The sequence below is a fragment of the Cryobacterium sp. Y50 genome, assembly GCF_002929805.1.
In the GTDB taxonomy this organism is placed as follows: domain Bacteria; phylum Actinomycetota; class Actinomycetes; order Actinomycetales; family Microbacteriaceae; genus Cryobacterium.
Genome location: NZ_PJJM01000105.1, coordinates 179,105 through 198,575 on the forward strand (window position 1 = coordinate 179,105; position 19,471 = coordinate 198,575).

At 63.9% G+C, this 19,471-nt stretch carries 19 protein-coding genes and 1 pseudogene; 12 read left to right on the top strand and 8 right to left on the bottom strand.

All coding sequences use genetic code 11. From position 1 onward, the window contains the following. The first annotated feature begins 89 nt into the window (after nucleotides 1-89). From CXY73_RS20905 to CXY73_RS20925, 6 genes and pseudogenes are all read left to right on the top strand, one after another. A complete protein-coding gene (locus tag CXY73_RS20905) occupies nucleotides 90-575 on the top strand; it encodes a DUF3151 domain-containing protein (RefSeq protein WP_104135896.1) in 486 nt (161 codons plus the stop codon). Next, complete coding sequence (locus tag CXY73_RS20910; RefSeq protein WP_104135895.1) at nucleotides 576-1,862, top strand: adenylosuccinate synthase; 1,287 nt, start codon at nucleotides 576-578, stop codon at nucleotides 1,860-1,862. 50 nt (nucleotides 1,863-1,912) lie between these two features. After that, nucleotides 1,913-2,092, top strand: a complete 180-nt coding sequence (locus tag CXY73_RS21695; RefSeq protein ID WP_146071837.1) for a hypothetical protein — start codon at nucleotides 1,913-1,915, stop codon at nucleotides 2,090-2,092. Nucleotides 2,093-2,667: 575 nt separating this feature from the next. After that, nucleotides 2,668-3,573: a DMT family transporter gene (locus tag CXY73_RS20915; protein ID WP_104135933.1), complete on the top strand. Its 906-nt coding sequence runs from the start codon at nucleotides 2,668-2,670 to the stop codon at nucleotides 3,571-3,573. Between the two features lie 28 nt (nucleotides 3,574-3,601). After that, nucleotides 3,602-3,919, top strand: a pseudogene (locus tag CXY73_RS20920) (chorismate mutase); the annotation flags it as partial. Between the two features lie 255 nt (nucleotides 3,920-4,174). Next, nucleotides 4,175-5,098: an SDR family NAD(P)-dependent oxidoreductase gene (locus CXY73_RS20925; RefSeq protein ID WP_104135932.1), complete on the top strand. Its 924-nt coding sequence runs from the start codon at nucleotides 4,175-4,177 to the stop codon at nucleotides 5,096-5,098. 31 nt (nucleotides 5,099-5,129) lie between these two features. Here CXY73_RS20925 and CXY73_RS20930 read toward each other — a convergent pair whose 3' ends face one another. Continuing rightward, nucleotides 5,130-5,351 carry a hypothetical protein gene (locus CXY73_RS20930; protein ID WP_104178781.1) on the bottom strand — a complete coding sequence of 74 codons (222 nt, stop codon included), beginning with the start codon at nucleotides 5,349-5,351 and terminating at the stop codon, nucleotides 5,130-5,132. A 188-nt stretch (nucleotides 5,352-5,539) separates the two neighbouring features. Further along, entirely contained in the window at nucleotides 5,540-7,846 is a 2,307-nt protein-coding gene (gene purL / locus CXY73_RS20935; RefSeq protein ID WP_104178782.1) for a phosphoribosylformylglycinamidine synthase subunit PurL, read from the bottom strand. A 208-nt stretch (nucleotides 7,847-8,054) separates the two neighbouring features. Here purL and CXY73_RS20940 point away from each other — a divergent pair, with 208 nt between their 5' ends. Both CXY73_RS20940 and CXY73_RS20945 read left to right on the top strand, forming a co-directional pair. Continuing rightward, nucleotides 8,055-8,639, top strand: coding sequence for a GNAT family N-acetyltransferase (locus tag CXY73_RS20940; protein WP_104135891.1), 585 nt, complete (start codon nucleotides 8,055-8,057; stop codon nucleotides 8,637-8,639). 101 nt (nucleotides 8,640-8,740) lie between these two features. Next, complete coding sequence (locus CXY73_RS20945; protein ID WP_233198509.1) at nucleotides 8,741-9,451, top strand: GNAT family N-acetyltransferase; 711 nt, start codon at nucleotides 8,741-8,743, stop codon at nucleotides 9,449-9,451. A gap of 732 nt (nucleotides 9,452-10,183) precedes the next feature. Here CXY73_RS20945 and CXY73_RS23695 read toward each other — a convergent pair. The 5 genes from CXY73_RS23695 to CXY73_RS23095 form a co-directional block, all read right to left on the bottom strand. Beyond that, entirely contained in the window at nucleotides 10,184-10,549 is a 366-nt protein-coding gene (locus CXY73_RS23695; protein WP_199184295.1) for an NAD(P)H-dependent oxidoreductase, read from the bottom strand. 9 nt (nucleotides 10,550-10,558) lie between these two features. Further along, a complete protein-coding gene (locus CXY73_RS20965) occupies nucleotides 10,559-11,854 on the bottom strand; it encodes an MFS transporter (RefSeq protein ID WP_104178784.1) in 1,296 nt (431 codons plus the stop codon). 12 nt (nucleotides 11,855-11,866) lie between these two features. Further along, nucleotides 11,867-12,454, bottom strand: coding sequence for a helix-turn-helix domain-containing protein (locus CXY73_RS20970; RefSeq protein ID WP_104178785.1), 588 nt, complete (start codon nucleotides 12,452-12,454; stop codon nucleotides 11,867-11,869). Between the two features lie 84 nt (nucleotides 12,455-12,538). Further along, nucleotides 12,539-12,931 carry a GNAT family N-acetyltransferase gene (locus CXY73_RS20975; protein WP_369831269.1) on the bottom strand — a complete coding sequence of 131 codons (393 nt, stop codon included), beginning with the start codon at nucleotides 12,929-12,931 and terminating at the stop codon, nucleotides 12,539-12,541. Between the two features lie 126 nt (nucleotides 12,932-13,057). Next, entirely contained in the window at nucleotides 13,058-13,258 is a 201-nt protein-coding gene (locus CXY73_RS23095; RefSeq protein WP_233198510.1) for a hypothetical protein, read from the bottom strand. 375 nt (nucleotides 13,259-13,633) lie between these two features. Between CXY73_RS23095 and CXY73_RS20985 the strand changes: the two genes are divergently transcribed. From CXY73_RS20985 to CXY73_RS21005, 4 genes are all read left to right on the top strand, one after another. Next, nucleotides 13,634-14,098: a cytidine deaminase gene (locus CXY73_RS20985; protein ID WP_199184294.1), complete on the top strand. Its 465-nt coding sequence runs from the start codon at nucleotides 13,634-13,636 to the stop codon at nucleotides 14,096-14,098. A gap of 52 nt (nucleotides 14,099-14,150) precedes the next feature. After that, nucleotides 14,151-15,008 carry an alpha/beta fold hydrolase gene (locus CXY73_RS20990; RefSeq protein ID WP_104178787.1) on the top strand — a complete coding sequence of 286 codons (858 nt, stop codon included), beginning with the start codon at nucleotides 14,151-14,153 and terminating at the stop codon, nucleotides 15,006-15,008. Nucleotides 15,009-15,098: 90 nt separating this feature from the next. Further along, nucleotides 15,099-15,524 carry a hypothetical protein gene (locus tag CXY73_RS20995; RefSeq protein WP_233198511.1) on the top strand — a complete coding sequence of 142 codons (426 nt, stop codon included), beginning with the start codon at nucleotides 15,099-15,101 and terminating at the stop codon, nucleotides 15,522-15,524. 561 nt (nucleotides 15,525-16,085) lie between these two features. Continuing rightward, complete coding sequence (locus tag CXY73_RS21005) at nucleotides 16,086-17,453, top strand: NAD-dependent succinate-semialdehyde dehydrogenase (protein ID WP_104178788.1); 1,368 nt, start codon at nucleotides 16,086-16,088, stop codon at nucleotides 17,451-17,453. Between the two features lie 125 nt (nucleotides 17,454-17,578). Here CXY73_RS21005 and CXY73_RS21010 read toward each other — a convergent pair whose 3' ends face one another. Continuing rightward, a complete protein-coding gene (locus CXY73_RS21010; protein ID WP_199185443.1) occupies nucleotides 17,579-19,171 on the bottom strand; it encodes an AMP-binding protein in 1,593 nt (530 codons plus the stop codon). Between the last annotated feature and the right edge of the window lie 300 nt (nucleotides 19,172-19,471).

Below are 19,471 nucleotides of genomic sequence, written 5' to 3' on the forward strand. Positions count from 1 at the left end.
TGTAGCGCCCACTGGTATCGAGCGCGGTTACGAGACATGGGGCGGCAGCGCACCGAAAGCGACCGGCCCGGGTCTTGGTAGGATTCAGTGTGACCGGCGACAATTTGATTTCAGAGCCCGAGACCCTTCTTCCCGCGGAACCGGAGGTGCTCGAGGCTCTTCGCCGAACCGCGAGGAGCGAGATTGCTGCCGTGGTGCAGGTTCATCCGACCTCCCCGTTGGCCTGGGCTGAACTGGCCGATGTCACCCACTCCGAGGGCCGCATGCTCGAGTCGTACGCCTATGCCCGGGTTGGTTATCACCGCGGACTCGACGCTCTGCGCAAGGCCGGCTGGCGCGGCCACGGCCCCATTCCGTGGCGCCACGAACCCAACCGCGGGGTGCTTCGCACCCTGTTCGCGCTGCGGCGCGGTGCCGAAGAGATCGGCGAGACCGACGAGGTCGCCCGTCTCACTGCTTTTCTGACCGATGCCGATGCGAGCGCCATCTCGATCATCGCTACCCTGCACACCGGCAGCCCCGGCTTCGATCCGGCGCCGCCGACCGAAGCCTTTGTTATTCGAGGAGAAGACTAGATGCCCGCGATCGTACTCATCGGAGCCCAGTGGGGCGACGAGGGCAAGGGCAAAGCCACCGACCTGCTCGGCAGTCGGGTCGACTATGTCGTCAAGTTCAACGGCGGGAACAACGCCGGGCACACAGTGGTCATCGGTGATGAGAAGTACGCGCTGCACCTGCTGCCCTCCGGCATCCTGAGCCCCGGCGTCACCCCGGTCATCGCAAACGGCGTCGTCGTCGACGTCGAGGTGCTGTTCGAAGAGCTCGACGCGCTGATCGAGCGCGGTGTCGACGTCTCCCGGCTCAAGGTCAGCCTCAACGCGCACGTCATCACCGCGTATCACCGCACCCTTGACAAGGTCACCGAGCGTTTTCTTGGAAAACGCCAGATCGGCACGACCGGGCGTGGCATCGGACCGGCTTACGCCGACAAGATCAACCGCGTCGGCATTCGCGTGCAGGACCTGTTCGACGAGAATATTCTGCGCCAGAAAGTCGAGGGCGCCCTCGACCAGAAGAACCACATGCTGGTCAAGGTCTACAACCGTCGCGCCATCGAGACTGAGGAGATCGTCACCGAGCTGCTCGGTTATGCCGAACGCCTGCGCCCGATGGTCACCGACACCGCGTTGCTGCTGCACCAGGCGCTGACGGCGGGCAAAACCGTGCTGTTCGAGGGCGGCCAGGCTACCATGCTCGACGTCGACCACGGTACCTACCCCTTCGTGACCTCGTCGAACGCGACGTCGGGCGGCGCGGTCACCGGTTCCGGTATCGCCCCGAATCGCATCGACCGAGTTATCGCCGTGGTCAAGGCGTACACCACCCGGGTCGGCAGCGGACCATTCCCGACCGAGCTGTTCGACGATTCCGGCGAATACCTGCGCGTCAACGGCTTCGAGTTCGGCACTACCACCGGTCGCCCGCGTCGCTGCGGCTGGTATGACGCCCCGATCGCCCGCTACACTGCGCGCATCAACGGTGTCACCGACTTCGTGCTCACCAAGCTCGACGTGCTCACCGGCCTGGCCGAGATTCCGGTCTGCGTGGCCTACTCGGTCGACGGCGTGCGCGTCGACGAGGTGCCCGTCTCGCAGAGCGACTTTCACCACGCCGTGCCGATCTACGAGAACTACCCCGGTTGGACCGAGGACATAACCGGTGTGCGCACGTTCGAGGAGCTGCCGCAGGCCGCGCAGGATTACGTGCTCGCCCTCGAAGCCATGAGCGGATCGCGCATGTCGGCGATCGGCGTCGGCCCGGGCCGTGAAGCCATCGTGGTGCGGCACGACCTGATCGACTAAAGCCGCAGGCTCGTCTACCCGGTTCGGGGTTGACCTGCCACACTGGGCGGGTGACCGCCCTGAGACCCCATTCCCTGACCCTGACCGGTCGTTTTGTGCAGCTGCAACCGCTCGGCAGCGCGGTGCTGCCCAACTTGCACCGCGCCATCGCTCGTCCCGAGGTGTTCGCGGCCGGCTATGGCGGTGGCCCGGCAGCGCTACGCCGTGACCGGCGGTGGTCCGCAGGGTAGCTTCCGCCCGGCAACCGGACGCGCGCCGGACGTGCCGGACGTGCCCGGGAGTCCCCCGCAGCCGACTGGTGCGGTGCCCGGTTTCGACGCCGAGCAGAACGCCGAGGCCGACACCTCGCAGTAGGCGAGCCATTCGTCTTCGTGAGGGGGCCGCTGGGTGGCTAATTCAGGACGAGCGGGTCGAGCGGGCGTAGCTGCCCTGGAACCATGCGGGTTCCAGGGCGGCTGGTGTGCCCGTTTTCCTGAATTAGCCACCGAGGGGGTGCCGGTCGGCCGGCAGCCGCCTGGCGCGTCCAGGTGGCGAGGTCCCGCGGCGCTGGTGGCTAATTCAGGATGAGCGGGTCGGGCGGGCGTGGGCGCCCCCGGAACCATGCGGGTTCCTAGTAGCAAGTGGGCCGGATTTCCTGAATTAGCCACAGAGGGCGCGTGCTGGTCCGGCATCAGCTGCCATTGTTCGGCGCATTTCAGACGTTGCGCTCAGACGGCCGCGCGGCCGGTTGGGCCCGCTATAGGCTCGAACCGTGCCCCCAACGCCTGCCGCCAGCAAGACCCTCATCACCGTGCAATTTCTCGGGATGGGACTGATCTGGGGCTCCAGTTTTCTGTTCATGAAGGTCGCGCTCGACGGCGTCAGTTTCGGGCAGGTCGCTTGGTCCAGGCTCGTACTCGGCGGACTCACCCTCGGCCTGATCGTGCTTGTGAACCGGCCGCGCGTGGGCAATGGGCCGGTGCTGCCGCGCGAGCCCGTGGTCTGGCTGCACTTCTTGGTGATTGCGATCAGCGGATGTGTGATTCCCCACCTGCTGTTCGCCTGGGCCGAACAGTACGTGTCGTCGAGCCTCGCGAGCATCTACAACGCGGTCACCCCGATCATGACGGCGCTGATGGCGACCCTGGTGTTTCGAGTGGAGAAACTCGTGCGGGCGCAGGTCGCCGGAATCGTGGTCGGCATCAGCGGCGTCGTGGTGATCATCGGTCCGTGGCAGTATTCCTCCCTCACCGGCGATCTCTGGGGCCAGCTCGCCTGTCTCGGCGCCGCCATCTGCTACGGCTTCACCTTCAGCTATACCCGCCGCTTTTTGAGCGGTCGGCCAATTGCCGGCAGCACCTTCGCCTTTCTCAACATCGGCATTGCCGGGTTCATCATGCTGCTGCTCACCCCTGTGATCGCGTGGATCCCGGTGGCGCTCACCGTGCCGATCGTGCTGTGCCTGCTCGCGCTGGGCGCGCTCGGCACCGGCGTCGCCTACATCTGGAACATCAACGTGTTGCGTGCCTGGGGCCCGACCAACGCGTCCACGGTGACCTACGTGACGCCGGTCGTCGGCGTGATTCTGGGGGTGCTCGTGCTCTCCGAAACGTTCTCCTGGCACGAACCGAGCGGTGCGTTGCTGGTGCTCGTGGGCATCCTGCTGACGCAGAAACGGTTGCGGCTCGGGTGGTTCGGGGCGCGCGGTAGGGAGGCGGCGGCATCCGTGTGACGCGTGCAGCATGCATTATCGTGAAACCATGGCCGTACACGAGGAGTTACCCGCCGGCGCCGGCGCGGACGCGATTGACCAGCTGCACAGCATCCGCGAAAGTATCGACAATATTGACGCGGCGCTGATCCATCTGCTGGCCGAGCGGTTTAAATTCACCCAGCAAGTCGGCCGCCTGAAGGCTACCCACGGGCTGCCCGCCGCCGACCCGGCCCGCGAGCTGATGCAGATCGACCGCCTGCGCGGCCTCGCCGAAGAGGCCCACCTCGACCCGGCGTTCGCCGAGAAGTTCCTCAATTTCATCATCGCCGAGGTGATCCACCACCACGTAAAAATCGCCGGCGGAGACCCGGTCGTGCTGGGGCGCGCCGCTGGGGCTGCGGCCGGAGTTCCGGCTGGGTCGGTGACTGTGCCCGCTGCGACGCAACCGGTGCCGCACCCGCCGACCGCGCATGCACCGAGCCCGGCGTCGTGATCGTGTGGCGGCCTGATCTCTTCTGTGAGAAGCGGCACCGGCGAAACTCGACCTGGCCAGGCTGGGCGCCGCGCCCTGGGCGCAACGCCGTGGGCGCCGCGCTGTGGGCACAGTGTGGTCAGTAGCGTGAGCTGGGATCCGCGCTCCCTGCCCGACCAGAGCGGCAAGACCTTTGTAGTCACCGGCGCCAACGCGGGCCTTGGCTACTTCACCAGTGAGCAACTCGCTGGGGCTGGCGCACACGTCATTCTGGCCTGCCGCAACCTGATGAAAGCGGATGCCGCGGCGGCGGCCATCCGCGATCGCACGCCCGGGGCATCCGTTTCTGTGCTGCAGCTGGATGTATCAGACCTGCAGTCGGTGCGTGAGGTCAGCGAGACCATGCGGGCTCTGCCGCGTCTTGACGGTCTGATTCTGAACGCCGGAATCGTGCACCCGTCTGCGGACCGGCAGGTCAGCCTCGATGGCAACGAGCTCATCTTCGCGACGAACTTTCTGGGGCATTTTGCCCTCACCGCGGGCACCCTTATGGCGCTGCGCCGCACGCCCGGCAGCCGTGTGGTGTCGCTCGGGTCGCTGATTTCCCGGCTGATGGATTCCCCCCTCGACGATCTGCAGCTCGCCACGACCTACAACGGGTGGAAGGCGTACGCGCAGTCCAAGATTGCCATGCAGGTGTTCGGATTCGAGCTTGACCGGCGGTTACGCGCGAACGGTGCCGGAATGGTGCAATCGCTCGTGGCGCAGCCGGGATATTCCATCTCGGGGCTGACTCCGACCATTCCCGGTGTTAATAGGGTCTCGCCAATCAAGCGGGTGATTGACGGTGCGCAAACCGTGGTCGGCGCGCAGGGAAAGCACCACGGCGCCTGGTCGACCGTGCGAGCCGCTATCGACCCGGATGCCCACGGCGGCGACTACTTCGGCCCGCGCCTGCTGACCCGCGGCCGCCCCGTGCGCCAGCCCGCCACCCGCACCTCCCGCGACCGCGCCGTGGCCGCCAAACTCTGGGAGCGAGCCGAGACGCTCATCGGTGAGCCCTTCCTCTAATATGCCCCGCGAAAGCGGGTGAAGTGTTGCTTCAGCCACCTCGAAGCACCACTTCACCCGCTTCCGCGAGACGGGGCGGAGCGAGGAGCTCAGAGACCGGGCGCCAGTCGGCAGCACGGAGCACCGTTTCCACCTTGCGGATTGCCGTCGGTGCACGGCTGCGCAGGTCTGCCATCGTGGCGAGCGGATGCTGCCGGCACACGAGCGCATCCCCGATTTGGATCAGGTCATCGAGTCCGAGAATAGTAGACAACGGGCACCAAGTGTCGACCGTACACGCGACGCGCAACCCTCACGAAACGCTAATCCTCGACTCGCGAGTTGTGGGGAAAGCCCAGTGGCACGTTTCATATCGCAGAGCATGCCCCCGATTCGTGGTGCGTGCCGGGTTATTCACAGGTCGACTGCGCAACCCATTTCGCGCGCAGTTGGGGAGAGAAGCTACGCGAAGGCGGCGGGGAGAGCAGACTGGTGACGATTACGCATGCCAGACAGGGAGGCTGAGAAGACGTCCTGCACCTCCAGGGCGTGCAGGGTAGCGTCGGTCACGCCGATGCGCAGCACCGGAATGTACCGGCCGGCACACAGACCGAGAAACTTCACGTCGTCTTCGCGCGGCACGCTTACGATGACTCGACCGGCCGACTCAGAGAACAGGGCAGTGGATGCGTCTACCTCGTCCCGATCCAGAATGTCACCCAGCCAGACCCGCGCGCCCACCCCGAATCGCATCACGGCTTCGGCGAGGGCCTGGGCGAGCCCGCCCTCGCTGAGGTCGTGCGCACTGTCGATGAGCGCTTCCTTCGCCGCGGCGTGCAGCAGTCCGGCGAGGGCCTTCTCGCGGCCGAGATCCACAACCGGCGGACGACCACCGAGGTGGTTGTGCACCACACCGGCCCAGGCCGACCCGTCGAGCTCAAGCCGGGTCTCGCCGAGCAGGTAGATGTTGTGTCCGTCGTCCTGCCAGCCGCTCGGGATGCGGCGGGCGACGTCGTCGATCACGCCGAGCACGGCCACGACCGGGGTCGGGTGAATCGGCTGGTCACCGGTCTGGTTGTAGAACGAGACGTTGCCGCCGGTGACCGGGATCTCAAGCTCGAGGCATCCGTCGGCGAGGGCTGTGACGGCCTCACGGAACTGCCACATGACCTCGGGGTTCTCGGGGGAGCCAAAGTTGAGGCAGTCGCTGACGCCGGCTGGAACCGCGCCGGTCGCGGCGACGTTGCGATAGGCCTCGGCCAGGGCGAGCTGCGCGCCGCGGTACGGGTCGAGCTGGCAGTAGCGGCCGTTCGCATCCGTGGCGATCGCGAAGCCGAGGCCGCTCTCCTCGTCGACGCGGATCATGCCACCGTCGTCGGGAAAAGCCAGAGCAGTGTTGCCCTGTACGTAATGGTCGTACTGGTCGGTGATCCAGCTCGGGTCGGCGAGGTTCGGCGAGCCGAGCAGGTCGAGGAACTGCTCGCGCAGGGTCTCGCCGTCGAGCGCGCGCGGCAGCACGGCGGCGGTGTCGGCCTGCAGGGCGTCGATCCAGGTCGGGTAGGCGAGCGGACGCTCGTAGACCGGGCCATCGACGGCGACGGTGCGTGGCAGTACGTTGACGATTTCTTCGCCGTGCCAGTTGATGATCAACCGGCCGGTATCGGTGACCTCGCCGAGCACGCTGGTCTCGACATCCCACTTCTTCGTGACGGCGAGAAAGCCCTCGAGCTTTTCGGGTGTGACGATCGCCATCATGCGCTCCTGGCTCTCGCTCATGAGAATCTCTTCGGCGGTGAGCGTGGGGTCGCGCAGCAGCACCTTCTCGAGTTCGATGAACATGCCGCCGTCGCCGTTGGAGGCGAGCTCCGACGTCGCGCAGCTGATTCCGGCGGCTCCGAGGTCTTGAATGCCCTCGACGAGCTTGCCCGCGAACAGCTCGAGACAGCACTCGATCAGCACCTTCTCGGCGAACGGGTCGCCGACCTGCACCGCTGGTCGCTTGGTGGGCCCGCCGGCACTGAAGGTATCCGAGGCGAGAATGGATGCCCCACCGATGCCGTCGCCACCGGTGCGGGCTCCAAACAACACGACCTGGTTGCCGACGCCGCGGGCGTTGGCAAGGTGCAGGTCTTCGTGCCGCAGCACGCCGACCGACAGAGCGTTGACCAGCGGGTTGCCCTGGTAGACCCGGTCGAACACGGTTTCGCCGCCGATGTTGGGCAGGCCGAGACAATTGCCGTAGAAGCTGATGCCCGAGACCACGCCGTGCACGACGCGGGCGGTGTCGGGGTCGTTAATGTCCCCGAAGCGCAGGGCGTCCATGACAGCGACCGGGCGGGCACCCATCGAGATGATGTCGCGCACGATTCCGCCGACGCCGGTCGCGGCGCCCTGGAACGGTTCGATGTACGAGGGATGGTTATGCGATTCGATTTTGAAGGTGACGGCCCAGCCCTCGCCGACGTCGAGCACACCGGCGTTTTCGCCCATGCCGACCATGAGGTTTTTCTTCATGGCGGGGGTGACCTTCTCGCCGAACTGGCGCAGATACATCTTGGAGCTCTTGTAGGAGCAGTGCTCGCTCCACATGACGGAGTACATGGCCAGCTCGCCCGATGTTGGGCGGCGACCTAGAATTTCGCGAATCTTCGCGTACTCGTCGGCCTTGAGCCCGAGCGCCCCGTAGGGCTGCTCCTTCTCCGGCGTCGCAATGGCGTTGGAAACGGTGTCGGCGACGCCGCGGGAAGAGGTTTTGGAAACAGCGGTCACGTGTGGAATTCTCCCCGAGATAGCGGATGCTTGACCCGGCAAGTCTACCGGTCGCCTCGACCCCGTCCGCAGGCAGCGAACGGGCGATGGTGGGACGGCATTGAAACTCTGCGAATCACCTATGGCGCCGCGTGCGTGTTCGGGTGCCCTGGTCACTGTCCTCTTTGCGGGTTCGGATGATTTGAGTACCGTGTGGGAGCATTCATGAATGTCTGCGACTACTCGTCTCATATCCGTCAACGATGTAGAGCGACTTGCCGACCTTCAGCTAGCTGACCGGCCCTTCTTTGCTCCGTGGGACCCAGTCCGCGCGGATCCCTACTTCACGGTTGCCGGTCAGCAGGCGGAAGTCGAAAAAGCGCTCGCTCGGCAGAGCCGGGGCGAGGCCTTGCCACACGTGATTCTCGACGAGGATGCGCAGGTTGTAGGTCAGATCACGTTCAGTGGCATCACTTACGGCGCCTTTCAGTCGTGCAACATGGGTTACTGGGTCGCCCAAGAGAGCAACGGACGTGGCTATGCCACCGATGCAGTTCGAGCAATGACCGCGTTGGCATTCAAAGAGTTGGGCCTGCACAGGGTTCAGGCTGAGACACTGATCCCGAACGCGCGTTCTCAACGAGTCCTCGAACGCGTGGGCTTCGTGCGTTATGGAACGGCACCCGAATACCTGAAAATAGCGGGTCGGTGGCAAGACCACCTCATGTATCAGCTACTCACCGCACCCAGATCGCAGCGAACGGCGGTCGAGGGAACGATCTGCAACGCGGCCCACTTAGGCTCATCACGATGACAACGAAGACTCGGCTTCTGGCCCTGTACGACGCCCAGCTTCGACTGCAGGTGCCGGAGCACCCGCCGGCAGGACAGGAATTCCACAGCGACGGACGCCTTTTGCGCGTTGCAGGGCAGAACCGCGGCTTCATCGAGACCGCACAGACGCTGCACGTCGGCGGCGTGGCATTGGACCGCCTCATCATGGAAAATCGGGACTTCTTCGCCCGCCGGGGTGAAGCTGTGGAGTGGAAGACCAGGGGTCATGATCACCCGCCGGACATCCCTGAGCACCTCAAGAAAGCTGGCTTCATTCCAGAGGAAGTCGAGACCATCATGGTCGGCGACGCGGAGCTCATGGCCGTCGCTACGGTACTGCCCGAGGGGGTTGTGTTGCGAACGGTTCACGCGAGAAGCGACCTCGAGCGAATCTCACAGATGGAATCGGCAGTCTGGAACGAGGATTTCACCTGGCTTGCGGACGACCTTTTCAAGCAGATAGAAGCTTCGCCGGACAACATTGTCGTTTTCTTCGCTGAAGCCGGCGACCACGTCGTTTCTGCCGCGTGGCTCATCGTCAAGGAGGGTACGGATTTTGCTGGGTTGTGGGGCGGTTCAACCCTTCCTGCGTGGAGAGGAAAAGGAATCTACAAAGCGCTCGTCGCGCGGCGAGCTCAAATCGCACATGATCGAGGTGTGAAGTACCTCCAGGTGGACGCATCCGACGACAGCGAACCCATCCTCAGGCGGCTCGGATTCAGTACTCTCACGACCACGACACCCTACGTGTGGACCCCGCATCGGCACGAAGCTGCCTCTCTGGCGCGCTGAGCCAGATCCCGACCGCCGTCCCCGTCGGAGGCGGGACAATGAGGGCATACGCCTTTACCTCTCGTCCTACGAGCTTGGTGAGAATCCTTGGGAGTTCACGGCCATGGTCCGCGGCAGTGGACACGGCCGGCTCATCATGAACGCTCTAGACGGGGCTGATCCTTGAGGTGTTGCATCGGGAGACAGCCCGTCAGATTTCCTACCTCGCGGGCCCTGGGCTCGCAGGGAGTGAGCTCATTAGTTTGTGTGGCTCCGAAAACGGCACGTATCCCGCTTGCTTGTAAAGGCCGTGCGGATCCAGCGTGGAGAGAAGCATCCGCTGAGCTGACCAGTGTTGTCGTAGACCTCAAAATTCAGAGAGCCGTCGGCTGCACGCTGAACGGTCTCTAGGGAGCGACCAGGGGCCCAGAACTCATCCGTAGACAGCCAGTCGTGGACCTTGAGTAGATCGATCCAGCTCAGGATGGTGTCGACAGAGGTTCGGCCTACGGGCCAGTGTGAGCCAGCGTCGCAAAGCATTCGGCGCCCATGACGCTCCAAGCACACGACTGTGTGTTACTGCCCTCGGCCACCCGGATCAGCTCGTTGAAATCGAAGTCGTGGCGGTAGTGATCGACTGACCAGGCAGCACCAGAGAGGGTTCCTCCAAGGTCGTTGCGAGAGTGGGGAGGGCGCAATGCACGCCGCTACTTGCGGATTCCGGAGCGGAAAGTGAGCGCTCTTGCTAGAGCGCTAAATCTCGGACGGGCGTATCGAGCGGTAAGGCGGCTCGTGTCGCGATGTGTTCGAACGCGTCATGAACCGTTGAGAGTGCGGCCGTGCGATTGCAGACGTCCAGGTGTGCTGGTCCGTGCGTGACGATCGGTTCCAGAACGTCGTCGCCGACGAAGCGGGGCATTCCAAGATGTATGTGGAATAGGTGCGTGGTGAGGCGCCGAATTGGCGGTCTTGACCAAACGAGTCCGGTGATCCTCCGGTAGTGATGAGCAGAACTGCTTTGCGGCCGACCAGGACCGCTTGGTCGAAGAGGCCGTGATCGCCGCCAAAAACAGCTCCCATGACAAAGACTCGGTCGATCCACCCCTTGAGGATGGCCATGAGAGACCGTCATCCTTTTCTGATGGCCCCGACCCCCACGGCCGGGTGCCGTTCCATTTGTCGCCAAGCTCCTCCGGACAATGGACTCAGCGTGACGAGCGTGTAGACGATCGCGACGATGCCGAAGGCGACTGTTAGGCCGATCGTGTCAGCGGCGATGCCGCCGAGCAGGGCGCCGAATGGCACACCCGCCCACGCACCGGCGTTGATCAGGCCGAACACCCGGCCGCGCATGTGTTCGGGAACGCGTTCGAGTTCCACCGCGCCGAGGATCGGGTTGATCGCTCCAGCCGCCAGACCCGAGAGCGCGGTCATTGCGACGAGCACGGGCAGCGGCGCACCGACGGCGAAGGCGGCGCTCGATGGGCCGCCAGCCAAGGCGAAGCAGGCCGAGAGGGTCACGCGCCGGGGCATCCGGTGAGCGACGAAGCCGAAGGCCACGTTGCCCACCAGGGCGCAACCGCCCAGGACCGCGACCAGCAGGCCGAGCGCGGCGGCGCCGCCTAAATGATCGTTCGCGTACAGGGGCATCAGGGTCGATCCGCGTGCGGCGTCGAGCAGGTTTGTGACCAGCACGAGGCCAACGACCAACCGCATCAGCGGGTCGTGGAGGACGAAGCGGAAGCCTTCGGCCAAGTCGGCCCAATAGGAGGTGTGGGATGCGTCAGCACTTTCGTTGCTGAGCCTGGCGGCGGCGGGCGCGGCTGCCACGAACGCCCAGGTCAACAGCGCCGAGACGGCGAATGTTGCCGCGTTGACGAAGAGGGCCACGACCGGTCCCAAAAGCGCGACGAGAAGCCCGGCGATTGTGGCGCCGATCAGCTTGGCTAAACGCTCAGAACCGTCGAGGAGCCCGACACTCTGCTCGATTCGCACGCCCGCCCGCATCGTCAGCCCGGGCAGCATGACGCGTCGGGCGGTCTGGCCCGGGGTGTCGAGAAGTCCGCCCGCGAACACCAGGATGAGAAGCGCCCAAAATGGCAGCCCTACTGTCAGCGCCAGCACCGGCATGGCCAGAACGGTGGCGCCACTCACGAGGTCCGCAACGATCGCCGCTTGTCGGTGACCCACTCGGTCGACGACGACCCCGCCGAGCGCCCCGCCTGCCACGACCGGGGCGGTGGCGAAGAATGCCGCGATTCCCACCTCGACGCCCGACCCGCCGAGTCCGAGAACGTAGAAGGGGATGGCGAAGGCCGTGATCACGTTGCCCGTTTGTGAGATCGCGTGGGCGGCCAGCAACGCCGAGAGGGCGCCGGTTTCGCGACGGTCGCGAGGCCGCGCATCCTTGACATTCCTCCTCATCGGCGGTCTTAGTCAGGGACGGCGATAGGCCTGGTAGACGAGCACCACGTGCTCGGCGCCATCGGCCGTGGCGGAGTTGTGGGCGACGCTCGCGTCGACCCAACGGTCGACGAAGGCTTCGAGCTCGGCCCGCATAGTGCCCAGCTCGTCGACGGTGAGACGAAGACTCCGGTCACCGCTGGCGCCGGCGGCGACCCAATCACGCGGCAGGGTAGGTGTCGCGTCGATGTAATCGGTGAAACGGGCGGCGTAGGCCTGGGCAATGGACTTCTGCAGAACAGAGGACGCCGCCAGCTTGTCGGGGTCGTCGAGCAGATCGGCGGGCTCCCAGCTAGTCAGAAGGGTCATGGCCTTCCACCAACGTTCGCGGTGGTCGGCTCTCTGAGCCTCAGCGGGCTCGATCAGGGCGATAGAAGCAAGCTTTCCGAGGTGGTAACTGATTGTGCCGGGGGCCTCAGCGACGATGTCACCGAGCTGGGTGGCCGTCTGCGGGCCGCGCTCGCGAAGCAGACCGAGCAGACGTAGCCGGGTCGGATGCGCGAGAACCCGCATGGAGGCAGCCGAGCTGAGCGTGGTGCGTGAAGCGTCGCGGGGGGTCATACCGATAAAGCTATAAGAGCAACAGTTATTGCGCAATAGTCGTTGCGCAATAACTGTTGCTTACTTTTCCCCCCGCTCCGGCAGTCAACGTCGTTCGAGGAGTCGACTCCAGGCGACCTCGCGTTGGAGCTGTCCGGTTTCAGAGAAGAAGAGGCGCACCTGATGCGTTGACGCGAGCGCAACCGCGAGCTCGTCGCTATCTGCTGAAACAAATCCGACTTTCTGCCAGAACGGGCCAGAACGTCGACTAAAAAGCCAGGCTCGACCTGCTCCTGCTCCTGCTCCTGCTCCTGCTTCGGCTTCGGCTGCGCGATCAAGAGCAAAGCGTGCCAATGTGAGGCCCACGCCCTGACCACGAAAGGCCGGATCCACGGCCACGCTGCGGTCACTTTCTGTGTCACGGGCGGTCCACAACTGTACAGAGGGCGAATCGAGCCCGCTGAGAGTGAGATCAGCGACGCGGAGGGACTCGGTCACGGCCTTCAGATCTTGGGGAGTCGAAGGGGTCAGTGGGAGTATTTTTCCACGATATCGGTTGCGAAAAGCGGAGCCAGCCCAACTGTCAAGAGGGCCTCATGCGTTCACCAGATAGTCTTTTGTAAGCTACACGCCGGGGTCGACGATGCGCTCCATCCACGTCTTCGGGGTGTTCAAAGCGGTGAACCCGAGATTAAAATACAAGCCGTGTGCATCGTTGGTCGAGAGGGCGATGCGCCTCAGGCCCAGAGGATCGCATTCCTCGAGGATCCCCGCAATGGGCCTTGCCAATGCCGTGACCGCGAACTGCTGGGTCAACGGAGACATGGCAGAGCCAGGCAAGCATGACACCGTCGGTGATGACGCGCGCGTAGGCGACCTGCCTGTTGGACACGGTCTCGTACACCCCGAAGTTGCGTGAGCTTTCAATCGCTGCGTCCTGCCGTGCGCGTGATCGCATGGGCGCCCAATAGGTTTGCGCGCTGATCCAGCGCTGATCCAGCGGTGAACCTAGTCACGATCGATCTCCGAAACGTCGGATGAGGACCGATAGTTTACATTCATCATCCCGTCTAATCGTGTTGACACAGGTTGTGCTGCGACCGGTCATCCGCCCGCCCGCCCGCCGAAGCTAGTGCGCTGGTCCGGTAAACCGATGCGGGTCCGTCGTTGCGATTCGCCTTGATCCGTAGGATTGCCCTCATGTACGCCGCTGCTGAACTTGAAGTTCCGACCGCCGAAGACATTGAGCTCATCGAGCTCGCCCGGCGGGCGATCGACGCGAACACGGATGCTGGCCCTTATGAAGACGGCGCGCACACGATGGGCGCGGCCGTTCGTGACGCGGACGGGCGCATGTTCGCCGGGGTCAATCTGTTTCACTTCACGGGTGGACCGTGCGCCGAACTGGTCGCGCTCGGCGCCGCTCGCGCGAACGGGGGGCGAGGCATCACGACAATCGTGGCCGTTGGCAATCACGGGCGCGGTGTTGTCGGCCCGTGCGGGCGGGACCGGCAGGTTCTATTTGACTACTACCCCGGTATCCGGGTGCTGCTCCCGACCGCCGCGGGAGTGCGCGTCGTCGCCATCGAGACCCTGATGCCGTTTGCCGCCGCGTGGAGCATGGACAGTGGCGTTCAACAATTCGATGAGGAGCGTTTTCGTTGACGTTGGCTGCGAACAAAAAGAGGTGGCTCCAGGGTGCCTGTAGCGTCGAGCCATGCCCCGCTACGAAAGCTCCGACGGTTTCGCGCTTCACTACGATGACATTGCGCGTGCCGATGCCGCATTTCCAATCATCCTCCTAGCCGGAGGCGCGGCCCGCCACCCCAGCTACCTGGGCGACCTGGCCGGACTCAGCGATAAGCACCGGCTGATCGTGCCTCACCTGCGCGGCGTCGGTCTGACCACAGCGCCCAGTTCGGCGGAGCGCGGGTCGTGGTGGGGGCAAGCTGACGACGTGGAGCAGCTCCGTGTTCATCTGTGCCTGGAGCGCGTTGTGCTCGTCGCCCACTCGGCCGGAACAAGGCTGGCCATCGCGTACGCCGCGCAATTTCCGCACCTCGTTGCCGCCTTGGTGCTGATCACCCCGCCGGCAGAATACTTGGTTGAAGAGCCGCCGGACGCTGACACTCTCATCGAGAAACGGCGCGGAGACTCTGCTTTCGACGCGGCACTGTTGGCCTTGCACGCCGGGCCGCAAACATCCGATGACGATGCTTTCAACGCCTGGCAGCAGAACTCAGCAGCCGTTGGTTACGCCAATTGGGATGACGCGGAACAATTGCACGCCAAAATCGGACGCTGGAGCTTTGCCGCCGCGACGGCATTTTTTGACGTCGTTCCACCACACGACATCGCGGCACGGCTAGGCGAGATGACGGCCCCTGTGCTGGTGATTTCTGGGACAGAGGACTGCCTCGTGGGCCTTGCACCAGTGCGGGCGCTGGCACATTTGTTTCCCGCGGGAGCCTCCGCGACGGTCGAAGCGTGCGGACACTATCCGTGGGTTGAGCAGCCAGCAGCATTCCGGCGCATTATCGATACGTTCCTTGATCGGGCGGACAAGTCCACTTAGCAGCTCCAAACTATTGACGTGGCTTCCGTCGCGGAGATCCCGTCTTACGCTTATTTTATTCGTCCCCTAAGCGGCCGCTAAGGTTGCGGAATGGATACAACTCAGCGACGGCAGTATCGGTGGGCGGCCGGGTTGCTCCTTGTTCAGGGTGTGCTTATGGAAGGGGTCGTTTTCATTGGAGTTCTTGTTCTCCTCGTTCTCAAAATCCCGCAGGCATCTATTGCCGAACATGCCTATGTTTTCGCCCTTCCTTATTTGCAAGACAATCTCTATCTCATAATGGCTATGAGCGGGATTTTCGCGGTCCTACGAGTCCTCGGGGCGGTCGGGCTGCTGCGGAACCAGCTGTGGGGACTAGGGCTTTCCCTCGTCAATTGCATCGTGACGCTAATATTGATGGTCTTTTTGTTGCCCGCCGGCCTCTTAGATGGGGTGTTGTCGGGTACCGCGCTTGTGCTGATACTCTTCGCCTGGCTCGGTCATGCTCCAGACGGACAACCACGGCCCATTTTTTAAGTGCAATATCTAGCCAGCGCATTCAATAGCGCGCCGCCATCTGTAGCGGACATAACGATAATGACATCAACAAGCCGCAACTCGATCCTCACCGTGATCCGCCGGAGCGAACGTTGCATCGTCAGTCGAAAATTTTAGGGCTGGATCGACAACAGCTCCGACCTCGACGTCCCACCGCTGGTACTGCGCAGTTTTGGCGACCTCTCCGTTCCGATCGCCCTGTCGCGGGAGTTCGTGGATGCCCACACTGGCCTGGTCGAGCTCGTCATGCCACCCCCAGCGCCGCACACACTTGCCTGGAACAGGAGCCCCAGTTTGTGGGACTCGGCTCTCTTCGATTGGCTGCATCGCGTACAGGTTTCGAGAAGTCTCTGGCGCAGCTCGGAATAAGGTCCAGAGCCAACGCTTGGTCTGCAGCTGCCCGTCATTAGAAGACAGCACGCGCTGAAACTAGCGCCTCAACTCCACTGGCCTCCTTAGCCTTGACAATTTCCGCGAACATGATTGGCTCGTATTACGTGATTTCCTCCGGACCAGTAGCCCCGTGAAAGGAGGTGGCTCGTGAGCCACCACGCCGTTATCAACCCCGCCACAGGCGAGACCATCAAGACGTACCCCCAGATTTCGAGTGATGAACTCGAGCAGGTCATCGCATCGGCGGACGGGGCGCACGTCAACTGGTCACGGAATTCCTCGACAGACGAGCGGGCCGCACTCCTGCGCAGGGTTGGTGATTTACATGAGGAGCGCCGCGACGAGCTTGCGGCCATGATCGTGCGCGAGATGGGTAAGCCTGTCGATCAAGCGCTCGGCGAGGTCGACTATGCCGCCGACATTTACCGTTACTACGCCGACAACGCGCAGGAGTTTCTGAAGGATGAACCAATCACCCTTCTCAGTGGCGAGGGTTCCGCGTTCATGCGCTCCAAATCGCTCGGTGTGCTTATCGGTGTCATGCCGTGGAATTTTCCGTATTACCAGGTTGCACGCTTCGCCGCACCGAACCTCATGACGGGCAACACGATCATCCTCAAGCATGCGTCGCAGTGCCCGGAGTCGGCCGCGGCGATTGAGCAAATCTTTCACGACGCAGGTTTCCCGGCTGGCGCCTATACCAATGTGTACGCGGACAGCGAGCAGGTCGCCACGATCATCGCCGACCCGCGGGTGCAGGGCGTCTCCCTCACCGGTTCGGAGGGCGCCGGCGCGGCCGTTGCCGAGGTGGCCGGTCGCCACCTCAAGAAGGTCGTGCTGGAGCTGGGCGGATCAGACCCGTTCATTCTGCTCAGCACCGACGACATGGCCGCCGCCGTGGATGCCGCCGTTGCCGGTCGCCTCCGCAATGGCGGGCAGGCTTGCGACGCCGCCAAGCGATTTATCGTGATCGATGGACTTTACGATGAGTTCACGGAGAAGTTCACCGCCGCCATCTTGGCAAGCTCTCCCAGCGACCCGACCGTCGAGGGTGCAGACTACGGACCCCTTTCGTCCCTCGGCGCGGCCGAGCATCTCGAGGAGCAGGTCGAGCGCGCAGTCGCGCAGGGAGCGACGCTGGCGCGCACGGGCAAACGGTCTGGCACCTTCTACCCATCGGCCGTGCTCACCGACGTCACACCAGACAACGACACGTACCATGAGGAGTTCTTCGGCCCCGTCGCATTCGTCTACCGGGCAGTCTCAGAAGATGACGCCGTCACCCTCGCAAACGACACTCCCTTCGGTCTGGGCTCTTACCTGTTCACGACCAATCCCGAGCAGGCACTGCGAGTTGCTGACCGCATCGAGGCCGGCATGGTCTACGTCAACCTCGTTGACGCCGGCAGCGCAGAGCTGCCGTTCGGCGGGGTGAAAAGAAGTGGCTTCGGGCGCGAACTCGGACGCTTCGGTGCCAGCGAGTTTGTGAACAAGAAACTCATCCGCATCGGCTGACCCATCGCCGACCTCGGCGGCCGACGCGGTGATTGCGGTTGGCCGCCGATTTTGGGGCGGCAGTGCACCACACCTCAGGCTGACTGGTAGGAGCCCGCCACCGGCGCTCGTCGGGGGCGTGGCGGCTAAACCGCCACTGCACGCTCCTGTGTGCGCAGGTCCTTACGCAGAATCTTGCCGGAGGCCGACTTCGGAATTACCTCGATGAACTCGACTGCGCGCACCTTTTTATGTGGGGCGACCCGCTCGGTCACGTACGCCATGACCTCCTCGGCCGTGACAGCAGACTCAGCCACAGTGACGACGAAGGCTTTCGGTATCTCCTGGCCGTCGGCATCCGCTGCCCCGATCACTGCCGCATCAGCGATCTGCGGGTGGGTGAGCAGCAGCGCCTCGAGTTCGGCGGGCGCGATCTGGTAGCCCTTGTACTTGATCAGCTCCTTGCTGCGGTCGACGATGGTCACCTCGCCGAGGGCGCTCACCGTGGCGATGTCGCCGGTGTGCAGAAACCCGTCGGAGTCGATGGTCTCGCGGGTGGCCTGCTCGTTGTTCAGGTAGCCAAGCATCACGTTGGGGCCGCGCACGAGCAGTTCTCCGGGCTCGCTCACCCCCTCTGAGGGCATCTCGATCTCCTCGCCGGTTGCGGTCGAAATGAGCTTGCAGTCCATGTTCGGCACGGTCACCCCGACCGAGGCTCGCGAGAGGTGCGACGCGTCGATCGGAATCAGGTGGCTCACGGGGCTGACCTCGGTCATGCCGTAGCCCTGCAGAATGCGGCAGTCCAGTCGCGTGGCGACGGCCGCGGCGAGGCTGCCGTCGAGCGGCGCTGCACCCGAGAGCATGGTGTGCACGCTCGACAGGTCGTAGCTTTCGACGAGTGGATGCTTCGCCACGGCGACCGCAATCGGCGGCGCGATGAAAACATAGCTGCAGCGGTGATCTTGAATCATTCGTAGAAATTCGACGAAGTCGAACTTCGCCATCGTTACGAGGGCGGCCCGCTGTTTGAAGGCGAGGTTGAGCAGAACCGTCATTCCATAGATGTGGTAAAACGGCAGCAGTGCGAGCACCTTGTCCTCGGCCACGACGCCGATCAGGTCCCGCGCTTGCTGCACGTTCGCGACCAGGTTGCGGTGGCTGAGCATGACGCCCTTGGGCGCCGCCGTGGTGCCCGACGAGTACGGTAGAACCGCCACGTGCGTGGCTGGGTCGATGCTCAGAGCGGGCGGGGCTGCATCCGCTCGTAAGAGATCAGCCAGCGACAAATGCCCGGGCTCGCCATCGATCACCACGATCGACTCCGTCGCCAGGCCGGCAGCGTGCGCTGCCGAGAGAGCGCCGGGCAGCAAAAGAGAGACGGTCACGAGCCAGGTTGCGCCGGAATCGACTAGCTGGCGCGCAATATCCTCGGGCGTATAGAGCGAGTTGATGGTGGTGACCGTGGCGCCGGCGCGCAGAATGCCATGGAAGACGGGGGTGAACTCCGGTGTGTTGGGGCAGAGCAGGCCGATGACCGTGCCGGGGCCGACGTCTTGGGCCGAGAGAGCGCCAGCCACTCGGCTGATCTGGTCGACCAGGGTGCGATAGCTAAGTGCCGCGCCCGTGACTCCGTCAATCACCGCGGTGCGCTCGAGCTCGGCTTCGGTCAAATCGTCGAACAGAAAATCGAAAATGCTGAGGTCGGGAATCTCGACTGGAGCGTAGGGGCTCGTGAACACGGTGATCTCCTTTGATCGGGTGCGGCGATTTACGATACCGCTCGGGGTTGGCGCGAAACTGTGCATGTCACGAAAGTGTCGGTCGAGGCGTCAGGTGTAGCTGGCGCGTTCACCGGCAGGTGGCGCGGTGACCGAGTGCCACGGAGCCCAATTGCCATGGCGCGTTCACCTGCCGGTTACCCGGGTTGCCTTGGCTGTTGGCGTGGTCTGTCTACCGTTGCAGAACGACCTGGCCGCGCCTGGCGTCGGCCACCACCGGAATCGGGATGACAACCGGCCTCGACGAGCACGTCATTTCTA

Bases quoted from the DNA above. Each gene is read 5' to 3' on its own strand.
- CXY73_RS20910 (WP_104135895.1), top strand. From the start codon at position 576: ATGCCCGCGATCGTACTCATCGGAGCCCAGTGGGGCGACGAGGGCAAG.
- CXY73_RS20915 (WP_104135933.1), top strand. From the start codon at position 2,668: ATGGGACTGATCTGGGGCTCCAGTTTTCTGTTCATGAAGGTCGCGCTC.
- CXY73_RS20940 (WP_104135891.1), top strand. From the start codon at position 8,055: ATGTCTGCGACTACTCGTCTCATATCCGTCAACGATGTAGAGCGACTT.
- CXY73_RS23695 (WP_199184295.1), bottom strand. From the start codon at position 10,549: ATGGCCATCCTCAAGGGGTGGATCGACCGAGTCTTTGTCATGGGAGCT.
- CXY73_RS20965 (WP_104178784.1), bottom strand. From the start codon at position 11,854: ATGAGGAGGAATGTCAAGGATGCGCGGCCTCGCGACCGTCGCGAAACC.
- CXY73_RS20970 (WP_104178785.1), bottom strand. From the start codon at position 12,454: ATGACCCCCCGCGACGCTTCACGCACCACGCTCAGCTCGGCTGCCTCC.
- CXY73_RS23095 (WP_233198510.1), bottom strand. From the start codon at position 13,258: ATGTCTCCGTTGACCCAGCAGTTCGCGGTCACGGCATTGGCAAGGCCC.
- CXY73_RS20985 (WP_199184294.1), top strand. From the start codon at position 13,634: ATGTACGCCGCTGCTGAACTTGAAGTTCCGACCGCCGAAGACATTGAG.
- CXY73_RS20990 (WP_104178787.1), top strand. From the start codon at position 14,151: ATGCCCCGCTACGAAAGCTCCGACGGTTTCGCGCTTCACTACGATGAC.
- CXY73_RS20995 (WP_233198511.1), top strand. From the start codon at position 15,099: ATGGATACAACTCAGCGACGGCAGTATCGGTGGGCGGCCGGGTTGCTC.